General features: G+C 32.8%; 12 protein-coding genes and 1 tRNA gene. All 13 read left to right on the top strand.

The window, feature by feature from the left end:
- Positions 1 to 358: 358 nt before the first annotated feature.
- Entirely contained in the window at positions 359 to 691 is a 333-nt protein-coding gene (locus C4F50_RS00505) for an ArsR/SmtB family transcription factor (RefSeq protein ID WP_072973580.1), read from the top strand.
- Positions 692 to 701: 10 nt separating this feature from the next.
- Positions 702 to 1,187 (top strand): GNAT family N-acetyltransferase, encoded by a 486-nt coding sequence (locus tag C4F50_RS00500; protein ID WP_193844484.1) that lies wholly within the window; start codon positions 702 to 704, stop codon positions 1,185 to 1,187.
- Between the two features lie 96 nt (positions 1,188 to 1,283).
- Positions 1,284 to 1,757: a DUF6428 family protein gene (locus C4F50_RS00495; RefSeq protein WP_193844483.1), complete on the top strand. Its 474-nt coding sequence runs from the start codon at positions 1,284 to 1,286 to the stop codon at positions 1,755 to 1,757.
- A gap of 46 nt (positions 1,758 to 1,803) precedes the next feature.
- Positions 1,804 to 2,418, top strand: coding sequence for an arsenate-mycothiol transferase ArsC (locus tag C4F50_RS00490; RefSeq protein WP_193844482.1), 615 nt, complete (start codon positions 1,804 to 1,806; stop codon positions 2,416 to 2,418).
- A gap of 2 nt (positions 2,419 to 2,420) precedes the next feature.
- A complete protein-coding gene (gene arsB / locus C4F50_RS00485) occupies positions 2,421 to 3,491 on the top strand; it encodes an ACR3 family arsenite efflux transporter (protein ID WP_193844481.1) in 1,071 nt (356 codons plus the stop codon).
- 23 nt (positions 3,492 to 3,514) lie between these two features.
- Positions 3,515 to 4,249 carry a metallophosphoesterase family protein gene (locus tag C4F50_RS00480; RefSeq protein WP_193844480.1) on the top strand — a complete coding sequence of 245 codons (735 nt, stop codon included), beginning with the start codon at positions 3,515 to 3,517 and terminating at the stop codon, positions 4,247 to 4,249.
- 23 nt (positions 4,250 to 4,272) lie between these two features.
- Complete coding sequence (locus C4F50_RS00475; RefSeq protein WP_193844479.1) at positions 4,273 to 4,845, top strand: Crp/Fnr family transcriptional regulator; 573 nt, start codon at positions 4,273 to 4,275, stop codon at positions 4,843 to 4,845.
- Positions 4,846 to 4,917: 72 nt separating this feature from the next.
- Positions 4,918 to 5,478: a hypothetical protein gene (locus tag C4F50_RS00470; protein ID WP_193844478.1), complete on the top strand. Its 561-nt coding sequence runs from the start codon at positions 4,918 to 4,920 to the stop codon at positions 5,476 to 5,478.
- Between the two features lie 522 nt (positions 5,479 to 6,000).
- Entirely contained in the window at positions 6,001 to 8,169 is a 2,169-nt protein-coding gene (locus tag C4F50_RS00465; protein ID WP_193844477.1) for a TonB-dependent receptor, read from the top strand.
- Between the two features lie 554 nt (positions 8,170 to 8,723).
- A tRNA-Ser gene (locus C4F50_RS00460) sits at positions 8,724 to 8,808 on the top strand.
- Positions 8,809 to 9,441: 633 nt separating this feature from the next.
- Entirely contained in the window at positions 9,442 to 12,519 is a 3,078-nt protein-coding gene (locus C4F50_RS00455) for a type I restriction endonuclease subunit R (protein WP_193844476.1), read from the top strand.
- A 16-nt stretch (positions 12,520 to 12,535) separates the two neighbouring features.
- Positions 12,536 to 14,155, top strand: a complete 1,620-nt coding sequence (locus tag C4F50_RS00450) for an HsdM family class I SAM-dependent methyltransferase (protein ID WP_193844475.1) — start codon at positions 12,536 to 12,538, stop codon at positions 14,153 to 14,155.
- Positions 14,148 to 15,473 (top strand): restriction endonuclease subunit S, encoded by a 1,326-nt coding sequence (locus C4F50_RS00445; RefSeq protein ID WP_193844474.1) that lies wholly within the window; start codon positions 14,148 to 14,150, stop codon positions 15,471 to 15,473. The genes C4F50_RS00450 and C4F50_RS00445 overlap by 8 nt, the downstream gene beginning before the upstream one ends.

Here is a 15,473-nt window from a genome sequence, read left to right as displayed (position 1 = left end):
CTTTTGTAATTCAAATCAAAAAGAACAATAACACAGTAAACAGTAAGTTAACTGTTTAAAATTGACAATTTGAAATTTGTGCTGCAATCGTAGCTCATCAGTATTTTAAAAATAGATAGCTATTATTGGCAGGTGATTCGACGATAATGTTCGAATCTGCAGCTCTCCAAAAACGAAAATACAATTAAAGTTTGTGTGTTAAAACTTTAATTAATGTTCGGCTCATGAATAAACCACCTTTGATTTAATAATATTTTTGAAGATAATTTCTCTTCAAAAAACAACCTTTCCATAAAAAACCTGATTTATTTTTTTTTATAAAAACAATATCGTAATATTGCAATATAAACATAACACAATGGGAGCTACAAAAACAGATTATTTTACAGACAGTCAAAACGAACTTGCAGTTTTGGCTAAAGCTTTAGGCCATCCTGCTCGAATAGCTATTATGGAATACTTATTAAAAGTAGACACTTGTATCTGCGGAGATATAGTAAATGAACTACCTCTTTCACAGCCTACAGTATCACAGCATCTTAAGGAACTTAAAAATGCCGGTTTAATAAAAGGAAGCATTGACGGTAACTCTATTTGTTACTGTATTAATGAACCCGGACTAGAAAAAATAAAAGGATTTTTCGAACATATCACCACTCATCTTGAAAAAAAGAGAAACGAGTGCTGTTAAATTAATTGCTATGAAAATTAGAAATTTATTAGCTAGTGACTGGGAGAAGGTTAGATTAATCTATGAAAAAGGTATAAATACTGGTAATGCTACTTTTCAGACCAGTAGTCCTTCATGGGAAGATTGGAATGCATCACATCTGGCCTCCTGCAGAGTTGTTGCAGAAAAAGATGGGCAGCTTCTAGGCTGGGCAGCACTAACACCAGTCTCTTCACGATGTGTATATGCAGGCGTAGCTGAAGTGAGCGTATATGTTGATCCTGAACAGTCAGGCAAAGGAATTGGTCTTATACTTTTAAACGAGCTTGTTCATTTAAGTGAAGCTGAAGGCATATGGACGCTTCAGGCTGGTATATTTCCTGAAAACACAGCAAGTCTGCGTATTCATGAAAAAGCCGGATTCAGGATCTTAGGCATTCGCGAAAAGATCGGTAAGCAAAATGGAATCTGGAGAGATAACGTCCTTCTGGAAAGAAGAAGCAAATTGATCAATTAAATATTTAATTGAAAATATAATAGCAGAAGTAAATGCTTAATCCTAGTTATTACCACTGCTGCAAAAAATATTATAAATTTTTAAAACACATAAATTATGAAACTTTCAGAAATTAAAGAAGTATTAAAAACAGTTGACGCTGTAAATTTTGAATTGCCAAACGGAAATTTTGTTCCGGAATATTTTCATGTAACAGAAGTTGGTCTAATTACTAAAAACTTTATTGATTGTGGCGGAACAGTAAGAAAAGAAACTGTTGTAAACTTTCAGCTTTGGGATGCTAATGATTATGAACACAGACTTAAACCACAAAAATTGATTCATATAATTGAACTTTCAGAAAAGGTTTTAGGCATTGAAGACCATGAAATTGAAGTTGAATATCAGGATACCACAATCGGTAAATATGATCTTGATTTTAATGGCAAAAACTTTATTCTATTAAATAAACAGACTGCATGTTTGGCTCAGGAACAATGTGGAATCCCGTCCGACAAATCAAAAGTAAAATTAACTCAATTAAATGTTGATAGTGCAAGTTCATGCGCACCTGGATCAGGCTGTTGTTAATTTTTAATGAAAATTAAACATCTATTATAAATACCAGACAAAAACTATGTTATTTACTGAAATAAAAAACACCATAAACTCATTTGATTTTAATCAGATTTCAGAAGAGCGTAAAACTATTTTGCAGCCATTAGTGGACTATATTCAAAATAAAGTCGACAACAAACTGCCGATTAGACTTAATCTGATCTGCACACATAATTCCAGAAGAAGTCACTTGTCTCAGGTCTGGGCACAGACTGCTGCTACACATTATAATGTACAGAATGTTTCCTGCTATTCAGGAGGTACAGAAGCTACTGCCCTATTCCCAATGGTTGCAGAAACCCTGCAACGCAATGGATTTAATATTAAAACTATTTCTGAAGGTCAAAACCCGGTTTACTCTATAAAATTTTCAGCAAATGAACTACCCCTTATCGGTTTTTCTAAAACCTATGATGATGATTTTAATCCCGAGAGTGAATTTGTTGCTATAATGACCTGTTCACAGGCTGATGGAGGCTGTCCTTTTATTGCAGGTGCCGAAAAGCGTATACCGATTACTTTTGAAGATCCAAAAGTTTCAGACGGCACAGCACAGCAAAAAGAAGTATATCTGGAGCGAAGCCTTCAGATTGGGACTGAAATGTTTTATGTATTCTCACAAATCAAACAATAAAAATGTCAGTAAATAACTGTGCGCCTGCCGCAGGACGCAAAAAATTAGGTTTCCTGGATAGATTTTTAACCCTCTGGATTTTCCTGGCTATGGCTCTTGGCGTAGCAATAGGATATTTCATTCCGTCCAGTGGTAATTTTATAAATTCATTCTCAAGCGGGACAACTAATATTCCTTTGGCTATTGGACTTATTCTTATGATGTACCCACCACTTGCCAAAGTGAAATATGAGCAAATGGGACAAGTTTTTAGAAACACAAAAATCCTGGGAGCTTCTTTATTTTTAAATTGGGTTGTTGGACCAATTTTAATGTTTTTACTAGCCTTGCTTTTTTTAAATGGCTATCCTGAATATATGATCGGTGTCATTCTGATAGGTCTGGCTCGATGTATTGCAATGGTTGTGGTTTGGAATGATTTGGCAGATGGAAACAGGGAATATGCTGCAGGCCTAATCGCACTTAATAGCATTTTTCAGGTTCTGCTTTATAGTGTATATGCTTATATCTTCATAACTGTTCTTCCTCCCTACTTTGGCTATAATGGATTTGAAGTTAACATCAGTATTGGCCAGATCGCCGAAAGCGTGGGGATATATTTAGGAATTCCTTTTGCTCTTGGAATCATAAGCCGTTATGCTCTTATTGCCCTGAAAGGTTCAGAGTGGTTTGAAACTAAATACGTACCATTTATTTCTCCTATTACACTTATATCGTTGCTTTTTACCATCATAGTGATGTTCAGCCTTAAAGGGGAGCTTATTGTCCAGATTCCTATGGATGTTGTTCGTATAGCAGTTCCATTGGTAATATACTTTACCATCATGTTTATCATCAGCTTTTTTGTTGGAAAATATTTTGGTGCTGACTATTCGAAAGCAACTGCAATAGCCTTTACCGCCACAGGAAACAATTTCGAACTTGCAATTGCAGTTGCAATTGGTGTATTTGGAATAAACAGCGGTCAGGCATTTGCAGGAGTTATAGGACCATTGGTAGAAGTACCGGCGCTTATTGCACTGGTTAATGTTGCATTTTGGTTCAGAAAGAAGTATTATTTAAAAACAGTATAGTTTCCAATACTAATTTCTAAAAGATGAGAATTGCAATAATATCCGATATACATGCCAATTTTCCAGCGCTGGAACAAACCTTAAAAAGTATCGAACACCAGAATATTGATGCTGTTTACTGCCTGGGAGATTTGGTAGGTTATAATTTATGTCCTAACGCCGTGATAAATGAAATTCGTAAAAGACATATTCCGACTCTGGCAGGAAATCATGATGTTAAAGCTGTAGAAATACGTAATGAGGGTTCTAATGACTCCGAAAGTTATGCATATCAAATAGTGGGCAAAGAGCAGATTAAATATCTTTCTGCTCTTCCCGCCCATATTAAACTGGAATTTCAGACAGCCGATAAACTAATCAAGATATTAATGGTACACGGCAGTCCTTACAGCAATAAGGAATATTTGCTTCAGGATAAAAAGGAAAAAGAATTTACTGCTATTTTTCTTGACTCCAACGCTGACATTATTATTTGTGGCCATTCACACAAACCTTATCATAGAGTTTTAGAAAACCCGAATAAAAAAGGCAGTTATTTCCATGCTATTAATGCAGGATCAGTAGGAAAACCAAAGGACGGAAATCCTAAATGCTGTTATGCAGTACTAACTATTGATAAAAGCAGTAATCTCTCAAAAAAAGAAGGTGTACAGGTAGAATTCATAAGAGTCGACTATGATGTTGAAAAAACTGCGATAGCTATTGAAGAAAGTCCGCTACCAAACGTTTACGCACTTATGCTTCGAAAAGCATATTAAAAAATGCCGCAATAAAATCATTCATGGAAAATTTTAAATTATTTTTGAATAGTCTTACTCCTGTCAGCGATGGCGAATTTGAAAATTACAGCCAATATTTTAAAGGCCGTAGTTTACCTAAAAACAATTATTTTGCAGTGCAGGGCAAAATATGTCATGAAGTGGCTTTTATAAAAAAAGGAACACTCCGAACTTATTATCTTAATGAAAAATCTGAGGAAGTAACTTCTTGCTTCTGTACCCAAAACAACTTAACAACATCTTATAAAAGTTTTGTTTCCCAACAGCCTTCGGAGCTATCTATTCAGGCTATCGAAGATACTGAGCTTTTGGTTATTGATTACCGTGATTTACAAAATCTTTATCAAAAAAGTTCAGTTTGGCAGAATATCGGGAGGATAATTGCTGAGAGACAATACATGGTAATGGAACAGTATGCGAGTGTTCTTTGCAATGAGACAGCTAAAGAAAAATACCTGCGTTTATTAAAAGAGGAGCCATCGATTCTAAACAAAGCTTCCATAAATGATATCGCCAGCTATCTTGGTATAACCCGCAGAACACTCAGCCGGATTCGAAAAGAAATCACAAAATAATTTCGAGGACATTTGTCCTTTAATACATTTTAGCCTTCCATTATTTTTGCTTTATAACAAATTCAAAAACAAATGGAAACAGCTATTATTATCACCTCAGTTTTACTTATTCTTTTTTCTATTCTCGCACTGTATGATGGATTTTATCTTCATATTTTCAAATACAAATTGCACAATCATCCAGAAAGTAAAACAGAACATTATATCCATACAATAAGAGCAATCTTCTTTCCTGCAATTTTATATTTCTTATTCCTGTCACAGAGCTGTTCTCTTAGTTTTATAATTGGTTTAGTAATTGTAGCACTTGATCTTCTAGTTTTAGCACTTGATGCTTATACAGAGAAAGACAGTAGGGAATTTATGGGCGGACTTCCTCCTTGGGAATATATGTTACATCTTTTTGTTAATGGATTTCACTTTGCCTCGATAGCTGTTTTCTTGTCTATTAAACTACAATTGGATAATAGCCAAATAATAATCTTACCCACTATTGAAAATCAAAACTATGAGCTATTGCATACTATCTTAATTAATCTTTTACCAGGTTCCGTTCTAGTTGGACTTCTTCACTTCTTTTTATGTTTTTCAAAAACAAGTATTTTTTGGAACAATTTGACAAGTAGAAAATAAAACTTAGAAACCTAAATAACATATGAAGCTTCAATCTCTCACGGTTTTTACCAATCTATCGAAAATCTATTTTTAATAATTCAAAGAAAATTTCGATAACGTATATTTTATCTCTAAATTCGCAATGTGAAAATTTGGGTAACATTATTATCAATCATTGTACTGTTTCTTTCAACAGTGCCTTGCAGTGCATATTCTAAACATTCAGAATGTAATGTTGAGAAAAATTGCAAAAATGATTCGCATGACTGTGGAAATGATTGTAATGGAAAATGTTCACCCTTTTATGCTTGTGGAAGCTGTCTTGGCTTTACAATTACACAAACTACAATATTAATTTCAGAAAAATTAGATTTTACAACAAACCAGATTTTACAGCCTATCTCCTACGATAAGTTTGTTGATTCCTCCTTTTTTTGTAAAATTTGGCAGCCTCCTAAATTTCTTATTATTTAAAATAGTTTTACGTTCATGATTGCAAGATCATGAGCATATTTATGTATTAATACTAAGAAATTATAAATGTTTAAATATATTTTATTGATTGTGGCAATAACAACTATTGGCACAGCACAAGCACAGAATAAAATTAGAGTTCTTATTAAAGATGCCCAAACAAATGTGCCAATTAACGGTATAACTGCTAAAATTGAGCAGACAAATTTATCAGCTGTATCAAATACAGAAGGACTTATCACTTTCGAAAATCTTCAACAGGGAGTTTATAATGTTTCTTTTTCTATGGAAGGCTATAAATCGAACATAACAACCTTTACAATACCTTTTACTGGGGAATTTTTAGAAATTTTATTAGAAAGTGAAGCAGAAAAGATGGATGAAATTGTTGTTACTTCCACCAGAGGTACACGAACGATAAGTAACATTCCTACCCGCGTAGAATTTATTGCCGGAGAAGAGCTCGAAGAAAAAGCCAATATGAAACCAGGCGATATTCGAATGATGCTTAATGAAAGTACTGGTATACAAACCCAGCAAACATCGGCAACATCTGGAAATTCTTCTATCAGAATTCAGGGATTAGACGGTAGATATACTCAAATATTAAAAGATGGTTTCCCCGTTTATTCAGGAGCTTCCAGCGGATTGGGATTACTACAGACACCACCACTGGATTTAAAACAAGTAGAGATCATTAAAGGATCTGCCTCTACCCTATATGGCGGAGGAGCAATTGCAGGTTTGGTGAATTTAGTTTCTAAAACTCCTACACAAGAAAGAGAATTGCGATTTTTATTAAATGGAACTTCCGCCCTTGGATTGGACATTAATGGATTTTATTCACAACGATTCAATAAAATTGGATTGACAGTTTTTGCGTCACATGATCGAAATGCACCCTATGATCCCGCCGATATTCAGCTTACGGCTATTCCAAAATTTGAACGTTTTAATTTTAATCCCAAATTATTTGTTTATTTTAATGAAAAGACAAAACTTAATTTTGGTATAAATACAGTTTTCGAAAATCGTATTGGTGGAAACATTGATTATATTAAAGACGAAAGCAAGTACCCTGATAGTTATTTTGAAAAAAATAAAACACAGAGAATCAGTACTCAATTTACCCTTACCCATAAATTCAATGAAAAGGAATCTTTAACATTCAAAAATAGTTTCAATAATTTTAGCCGTGTGATAACTATTCCGAATTATACTTTTGATGGGCTTCAGAACAGTACTTTTTCTGAAATTACGTATTCTCACAATGGCGAAATATCCGAATGGGTTACAGGAGCTAACCTATACACCGATAAATTTACAGAAAATAGTGCTACTGCCTTTCCTCTAAGAGATTATAATCAGATTACCTACGGGGCTTTTGTTCAAAATACCCTAAAGGCAAAAGAATGGCTGGATATTGAGACAGGTCTGAGAGGAGATTATGTTATTGATTACGGGTTTTCACTTTTGCCAAGAATCTCTGCTCTATTTAAAATAACTCCTAAGCTTACTTCAAGACTTGGCGGTGGATTGGGGTATAAAACACCTACCATATTTACAGAAGAAAGTGAGCGTATTCAATATCAAAATGTATTGCCTATCAATAGTGATTTTAATAAGCTTGAAAAAAGCTACGGTGCAAATTTTGATGTTAATTACAAGACTCGTATTAGTGAAGATATATCTTTATCACTCAATCAGTTGTTCTTTTACACTAATGTAGACAATCCGCTGATATTAGCTTCTCTTCCTAATAATATTTATCAATTTGTTAATATTGATGGCTATTTAAATACCAAGGGAGCTGAAACCAATGTAAAATTAGGATATAAGGATTTTAAACTATTTTTAGGTTATACCTACACCGATGCATCAATAGATAATAATGGCATTAAATCTGAAAATCCCTTAACAGCCAAGCATCGTTTGAATAATGTTTTGATGTATGAAGTAGAGGATAAATGGAAAGCTGGATTAGAGGCGTATTATTACAGTCCTCAAAAATTAAATGATGGAACAACCGGAAGGGAATATTGGATTTTTGGTTTTATGGTGGAAAAACTATGGGAGGACTTTTCTCTTTATGCCAATTTCGAAAACTTTACCGATACCAGACAAACGAAATTTGGCAGTATTTATACTGGTCCTATTTCAAATCCAGTTTTCAAAGATATTTATGCCCCATTAGATGGTTTTGTTGTAAATGCTGGGATTAAAATAAAAATTTAGGCGAAATAAACATTAAATTTAGCTATTGAATCTAGGCCTAATTGCATTAAAACAAGAACTAAGACAATGTTAAAGCTTCCTCAATCATAAAATATTAAGGCATACGAATTATTTATCTATTTATGAGAATGCTTGATGACAAGTCAAATTATCTTAACGTAAGGCAAAAGCGCAATAGTAATTGCACTTCTATTGTCATTTCTTATCATAAAAAAAGTACTTTTGTGTCTGAATTAATTAATGAATTATAACGTAAATTTAAGCGGATTTAAACCATTATAGAATTTTCAATATTTATAAAAATGGTGAAAATTCCCGTGGCAGAATCGTGGCGCAGTACGAAAAAAATATTACAAATGCAGTATAAAAGAGGGATGTGACGGTTTTGTTCGAATCCCTCTTTCTCCGCTGAACTTGAAACCCTTAATTTTATTAAGGGTTTCTTTTTTTTTTATATACTATAAATTTCTTTACAAATAGTTTCAAAAAAGTTTTCGCAATCGAAAAAACATATTATCTTTGCACCCGCAATGAGAAAATGATTGCGCTATATTGGAGGAATGGCAGAGCGGTCGAATGCGGCAGTCTTGAAAACTGTTGACTGTAACAGGTCCGGGGGTTCGAATCCCTCTTCCTCCGCTGAAACTGAAAAGTGAAACAGACATTTAAAGTTTAAAAAAGCCTGAAAAAATGTGGTAAACCCTGAAAATATAAATGTTTTCAGGGTTTTTCTATTATAAGCATTTTTAATATTTTCATAAATATTCATACTTCCGCCAGACGACAACAAAGTTTGAATAGCTTCCAACTATATCAGCTTATAACGATGATATAAGATTAAAACTTTTACATCGTCCTACATTGTTTATAAATCCATTTTATCACTTTTATTAATTGAACTTTCCTATTGAATATCTGATTTGTGTGTTATTAGGAATATATTTTTCCATTAGTACTTACCTCTAAAAATGGAAAGTTCAAAAATTTATGATCTATCGAAGCAAAATATTTTATACAATATATTTTAAACTTAAAAATTGACTTTCATACCACCTTTATAGAAATTTCTTTGCTTAAAATTACCCCATCATTCTAATAAAAGTTTAAAAGGTCTTTAATAGCTATTTGAAAATACTATATATGTCATAATGTCTATTATTTAATACATAAGAACCTAAGTTTATATAAAGAGATAATTAAAACTAAAAGATTCAGAAAGGTAAGTAATTTATATATATTTTAGCATTTCTTTACCAAATGACAATATAATAAATGGTTTTCAACGAAGATTCAAGAGTTAAAATTCCTACGTTATTACATGTGATACGCTTAGGTTACAAATACCTACCATTAGGTAATGCTATTTGGGATGAAAGCACAAATATTTTTACTGATATTTTCAGAGAAAATATTTTAAAGTTAAATCCTAAATTAAATGAGACTGAAGCTTCCCGTTTATATTCTGAACTAGTAATTACTTTGGAAAATGAAGATTTAGGAAAAGTATTTTATGAAAAAATAACAGATCAATCGAATGTTCGATTTATTGATTTTGAGAACTTCGAAAACAATTCTTTTCATGTTGTTACTGAACTGACATATAAAAAAGACGATGAAGAATTTAGACCAGACATAACATTATTGATTAATGGAATCCCTTTGGTTTTTATTGAAGTAAAAAAACCTAACAACCTTGATGGAATTCAAGCCGAGCACAACAGAATAGAAAGTCGCTTCAAGAATAAAAAATTTCGTCATTTCGTAAACCTAACGCAATTGATGCTTTTTTCAAATAACATGGAATATGATAAAGAATCAACATTGATGCTACAAGGTGCATTTTATGCAACGTCTTCTTATCAAAAACCGAGTTTAAATTTTTTTAGAGAGGAAGATGAATTCGATTTAAATCAAATTTTACTAAGTACTGATGAAGTTACTGAAACATTGGTATTAAAGGACAACAATCTTATTGGTATTAAACATTCACCGGAATTTATCATCAATAAAAATCCAAATACACCAACCAATAGAATTTGTACCTCCTTACTTCAAAAAGAACGCCTGAAATTTATTTTACAATACGGAATCGCTTATGTAAAAGACACCCGTGGATTGCAAAAACACATTATGCGATATCCTCAGTTGTTTGCCACCAAAGCAATAGAAACTAAGTTAGATGAAGGCGTAAAAAAAGGAATTATTTGGCATACACAAGGCAGCGGAAAAACTGCCCTCGCCTATTACAATGTAAAATATCTTACTGACTATTACCGTAAAAAGAAGATTGTACCTAAATTTTATTTTATAGTAGATAGGATAGATTTGTTAATTCAGTCAGCAAAAGAATTTAAAAGCCGTGGTTTAACCGTTCATGAAATTAATAGTCGAGAGTCATTCTCCAAAGATATCAAAGCTACGAGTGTTATTCATAATAATTCTGGTAAAGCAGAAATAACGGTTGTAAACATCCAAAAATTTCAAGACGATCCTGATGTGTTGCGTAATACTGATTATAACTTAAATATTCAACGAGTATATTTCCTGGATGAAGTTCATCGTAGCTACAACCCAAAAGGAAGCTTTTTAGCGAATTTGAATGAATCGGATTCGAACGCAATAAAAATTGGATTAACAGGAACGCCTTTGCTGGGTACCGATTACAATTCTAAATCACTCTTTGGTGGCTATATTCACAAATATTACTATAATTCTTCGATATCAGACGGTTATACTTTACGACTGATTCGAGAAGAAATAGAAACTAAATATCAATTAACATTAAAAGCTGCTTTAGAATCAATTAGTATTCTTAAAGGTAATTCAGATAAAAAATTAGTTTACGCAGACGCTAGGTTTGCAGAACCAATGCTAGATTTTATAGTACAAGATTTTGAGAAAGCCAGAATTACCATGAATGATAATTCTGTAGGCGGAATGGTTGTGTGTGATTCTGCTGAACAAGCTAAAATGCTTTTTGAAATTTTTCAATCCAAATATGCTGTAGATAATTTTACTGATGAAGGATTGCTTATGGTAGCCGAACCACGGGCAAGCTACGGGAATAAAAAAAAGCAGGAAAGCAAGGTTGTTTCGGCTGCAGTTATTTTACACGATATTGGCACTAAAAGCGACCGTAAAGATCAAGTAGAACAATTCAAAGACGGAAATATAGATTTGCTTTTTGTTTATAATATGCTGTTAACAGGTTTTGATGCACCACGACTGAAAAAACTTTACATTGGCAGAGTTATAAAATCTCATAATTTATTACAAACCCTGACCCGTGTAAATCGTACTTATAAGGATTTTAAATATGGATATGTAGTAGATTTTGCAGATATCCAGAAGGAATTTGAAAAAACAAATCAAGATTACTTTAATGAATTGCAATCGGAGTTGGGTGATGAAATGGAGCATTATTCTAATTTATTCAAATCCAAAGAAGAAATAGACTCAGAGATTCAAGTAATAAAAGAAGTTTTATTTCCTTTTGACATTAAAAATTCAGAGATTTTTTCGCAACAAATTACGCAGATACAGGATAGAAGTTTAATGTTGCAAATAACTAAAGCATTAAACAATGCAAAAAGTCTATACAATTTAATACGTTTGTCCGGAAATTATGAAATGTTAGAGCAATTGGACTTTCATAAACTAACCATTTTATCGCGTGAAGCAAATAATCACTTAGCATTAATAAATACCAAGGAAGCGTTAGAAAATAATATCGATACTTCCAATTTATTAAATATTGCACTTGAGGATGTACTGTTTGCATTTGTAAAAATTAAGGAAGAAGAAATGGTCTTAGCGGATCAGCTTAAAACAACGTTACAAAAAACCAGAGAAACATTAGGAGGTAATTTTGATCAAAAGGATCCTGTATTTATTTCTTTGAAAGAAGAATTGGAACGCTTGTTCAAAAAGAAAAACTTAAGCGAAGTATCTAAAGAAGAAATGGAAGCCAACATAAAAGCATTGGAACAAATTTATACCAAAGCCAAAGAACTGGAACGTAAAAATATCTTGTTACGAGCTAAATATGATAATGACGAAAAATACGCCCGTATGCACAAACGTCTGATGGAAAAAGATCCTTTAACTGATAGCGAAAGTAAATTATTTGAAGCTTTACAAGGATTAAAAAAAGAAGTAGATTTGCAGATTTTACAAAATTGTAAAATGCTGGAAAATGAAAGTTTTGTAGATAAAATGATGATGCGATTAGTCATAGATCAATTTAAAAATAAAAACAAATTCCAATTAGATACTGCTACTGCAAAACGCATTAACGGAATTATTGTGAAGGAATATATGAATGAATATTATGGTCGTACGGCCTCATAAAAATTAAAATAATAGAATGACAACCACTGCACAGTTTGAAAAACAAACCAAAAGCCTGATAGACGATTTAAAAAGCGTTTGTGCCAATTATGGTTTGGGAAATGATGGAAATGAGTTTAAGATTATCACCCAAGTCTTTTTATATAAATTCCTGAATGATAAATTTGTTCACGAGGTAAAACAATTAGACCCGAATATTGCAGCAGCAGAAGATTGGGAAAAAGCATTACGCAATTTATCCGAAGACGATCGCGAGATGCTAACCATGCAAATGAGCGAAAGCACTGCAACGATTCATCCTGACCAATTGATTTCGTCTTTATTTGACAGACAAAATGAGCCTAAATTTGCAGATATTTTAGACAATACACTTTTGGATATTGCAAAAAACAACAGCGAGATCTTCTCCGTAATTACTGAAGGTGGTGAAAAAATTGTTTTATTCGAAAACATCAGCAAATATGTTACCGACAAAAGAGATGATTTCTGTAGAGCTATTATCAACAAGTTGGTTCATTTTAGTTTTGAAAATATATTTCATGAAAAATTCGATTTTTACGCCACTATTTTCGAATACTTAATCTCTGATTACAACAGTAACAGTGGTGGAAAATATGCTGAATATTTTACACCTCACGCGGTAGCTAAAATAATGGCGCGCTGTCTGGTAAATGGTGAAGTAAGCAATGCTACCTGCTATGACCCAAGTGCAGGATCAGGAACACTTTTGATGAATTTAGCACATGAGATTGGTGAAGACAAATGCACCATTTACTCTCAGGACATTTCGCAAAAGTCATCAAACTTATTACGCCTAAATTTAATCCTTAACAATTTGGTACACTCGATACATAATATTGTCAAAGGAAATACCATTTTAGAGCCTTTTCACAAAGAGAACGGAAGGATACAGCAATTTGATTACATCGTTTCGAATCCTCCTTTTAAGCTTGATTTCTCTGATTTTAGTGCTGATTTGGATACAAAAGAAAACCACGAACGCTTTTTTGCAGGAATTCCAAATATACCAAAGACAAAAAAAGAAAGCATGGCGATTTACCTAATGTTTTTACAACACGTTATGTACTCTCTAAAACCCAACGGAAAAGCTGCTATTGTAGTACCAACAGGATTTATCACTGCACAAAGCGGTATTGATAAAAAGATTAGAGAACGCATGGTTGAAAGCAAAATGCTGGCAGGTGTTGTGAGTATGCCATCTAACATTTTTGCTACTACAGGAACCAATGTTTCAATCTTATTTTTAGACAAACAAAACAAAAGTGATGTCGTTTTAATAGATGCTTCTAATTTGGGTACAACAGTAAAAGAAGGCAAAAACCAAAAAACAGTTTTAAGTCATATAGAAGAAGATAAAATTATTGACACTTTTAATACCAAGACAGCTATTGATGATTTTTCCGTTGTGGTTTCTTATGACGAAATCAAAAGGAAAAATTACTCTTTAAGCGCAGGACAATATTTCGAAGTAAAAATTGAATATACCGATATTACGGTTGCTGAATTTGAAGTCAAAATACAAGATTTTTCGGCAAATTTGGAAGCACTTTTCAACGAAAGTAAAACTTTAGAAATGGAAATTCAGTCTAATTTGAAAAGGTTGAAATATGAATAAATATCAATTAGTACTTCTTAAAGATGTAGCATATTCCCAAACAGGCCCATTTGGAAGTCAATTACATCAAAGTGATTATGCTAGCGAAGGTACACCAATGGTTACTGTTGAACATTTAGGTATAGAACGATTTACACATCAAAATTTACCATTAGTAAGTGATAAAGATAGGGAACGATTGTCAAAATATATGTTAAGAGAAGGAGATATTGTATTTAGTCGTGTTGGGTCAGTTGATCGTTGTACATATGTGACCAAAGAAGAAGATGGATGGATGTTTTCAGGGAGATGTATTAGAGTTAGGACTAATGAAAATGCAAATGGCAGGTATTTAAACTTTTACTTTCGACAAGATGAATTTAAAAAAATGATGTTAAACATTTCAGTCGGTGCGACAATGCCTTCACTGAATACAAAATTAATGGACAATATACCATTAAGTTTACCATCATTAACTATCCAAAATAAAATCGCCAAAATCCTATCCGATCTCGATACCAAAATCGAACTAAACAACAAAATCAATGCTGAGCTTGAAGCAATGGCAAAAACACTTTATGATTATTGGTTTGTGCAGTTTGATTTTCCTGATGTAAATGGTAATCCATATAAATCTTCTGGAGGTAAAATGGTTTATAATGCTGAGTTGAAAAGAGAGATTCCTGAGGGCTGGAAAAAAGGAACATTAAATAATATTGGAGAAATTATCGGCGGAAGTACACCCTCAAAAGCTATTAATGAAAATTTTAGTTTAAGTGAAGGTACTCCTTGGATAACTCCAAAAGATTTATCAGTAAACAAAGGAAAAAAATTTATTTCACGAGGAGAATATAATGTTACCCAACGTGGATTAAAAGAAACTTCACTAAAAATTATGCCTGCGGGAACTGTACTATTAAGTTCAAGGGCGCCGATTGGATATCTAGCAATTGCCAGGACAAATGTAACTACAAACCAAGGCTTTAAATCCTTTGTACCAAAAGAAACTTTTTTTTCGGAATATATTTATTATACAATTCAAAATTTGATCTCAGTCATTGAAGCAAATTCATCGGGATCAACCTTTAAAGAAGTTTCCTCTTCAGTTTTAAAGACTATTAAAACTATTTTACCAAAGGAAGAAGTATTATTGTCATTCTATAAAAAGGTTAACACAATTTTTAAAAAACAGAATTGCTTAGAATTAGAGAATCAACAACTTGCTTCGCTCCGGGATTGGTTGTTGCCAATGTTGATGAATGGGCAGGTTACGATTGAAGAGGCTGAGGAAGCTCTAGAGATTGTCGCTGAGGGGAAAGTTAAATATAAAAAGAGATAA

The sequence above is a fragment of the Flavobacterium hungaricum genome (assembly GCF_015182285.1).
Lineage (GTDB): Bacteria > Bacteroidota > Bacteroidia > Flavobacteriales > Flavobacteriaceae > Flavobacterium > Flavobacterium hungaricum.
Note: the sequence above shows the minus strand (reverse complement) of the source record. Positions and strands in the feature narration are given on the sequence as shown.

Bases quoted from the DNA above. Each gene is read 5' to 3' on its own strand.
- C4F50_RS00505 (WP_072973580.1), top strand. From the start codon at position 359: ATGGGAGCTACAAAAACAGATTATTTTACAGACAGTCAAAACGAACTT.
- C4F50_RS00500 (WP_193844484.1), top strand. From the start codon at position 702: ATGAAAATTAGAAATTTATTAGCTAGTGACTGGGAGAAGGTTAGATTA.
- C4F50_RS00495 (WP_193844483.1), top strand. From the start codon at position 1,284: ATGAAACTTTCAGAAATTAAAGAAGTATTAAAAACAGTTGACGCTGTA.
- C4F50_RS00490 (WP_193844482.1), top strand. From the start codon at position 1,804: ATGTTATTTACTGAAATAAAAAACACCATAAACTCATTTGATTTTAAT.
- arsB (WP_193844481.1), top strand. From the start codon at position 2,421: ATGTCAGTAAATAACTGTGCGCCTGCCGCAGGACGCAAAAAATTAGGT.
- C4F50_RS00480 (WP_193844480.1), top strand. From the start codon at position 3,515: ATGAGAATTGCAATAATATCCGATATACATGCCAATTTTCCAGCGCTG.
- C4F50_RS00475 (WP_193844479.1), top strand. From the start codon at position 4,273: ATGGAAAATTTTAAATTATTTTTGAATAGTCTTACTCCTGTCAGCGAT.
- C4F50_RS00470 (WP_193844478.1), top strand. From the start codon at position 4,918: ATGGAAACAGCTATTATTATCACCTCAGTTTTACTTATTCTTTTTTCT.
- C4F50_RS00465 (WP_193844477.1), top strand. From the start codon at position 6,001: ATGTTTAAATATATTTTATTGATTGTGGCAATAACAACTATTGGCACA.
- C4F50_RS00455 (WP_193844476.1), top strand. From the start codon at position 9,442: ATGGTTTTCAACGAAGATTCAAGAGTTAAAATTCCTACGTTATTACAT.
- C4F50_RS00450 (WP_193844475.1), top strand. From the start codon at position 12,536: ATGACAACCACTGCACAGTTTGAAAAACAAACCAAAAGCCTGATAGAC.
- C4F50_RS00445 (WP_193844474.1), top strand. From the start codon at position 14,148: ATGAATAAATATCAATTAGTACTTCTTAAAGATGTAGCATATTCCCAA.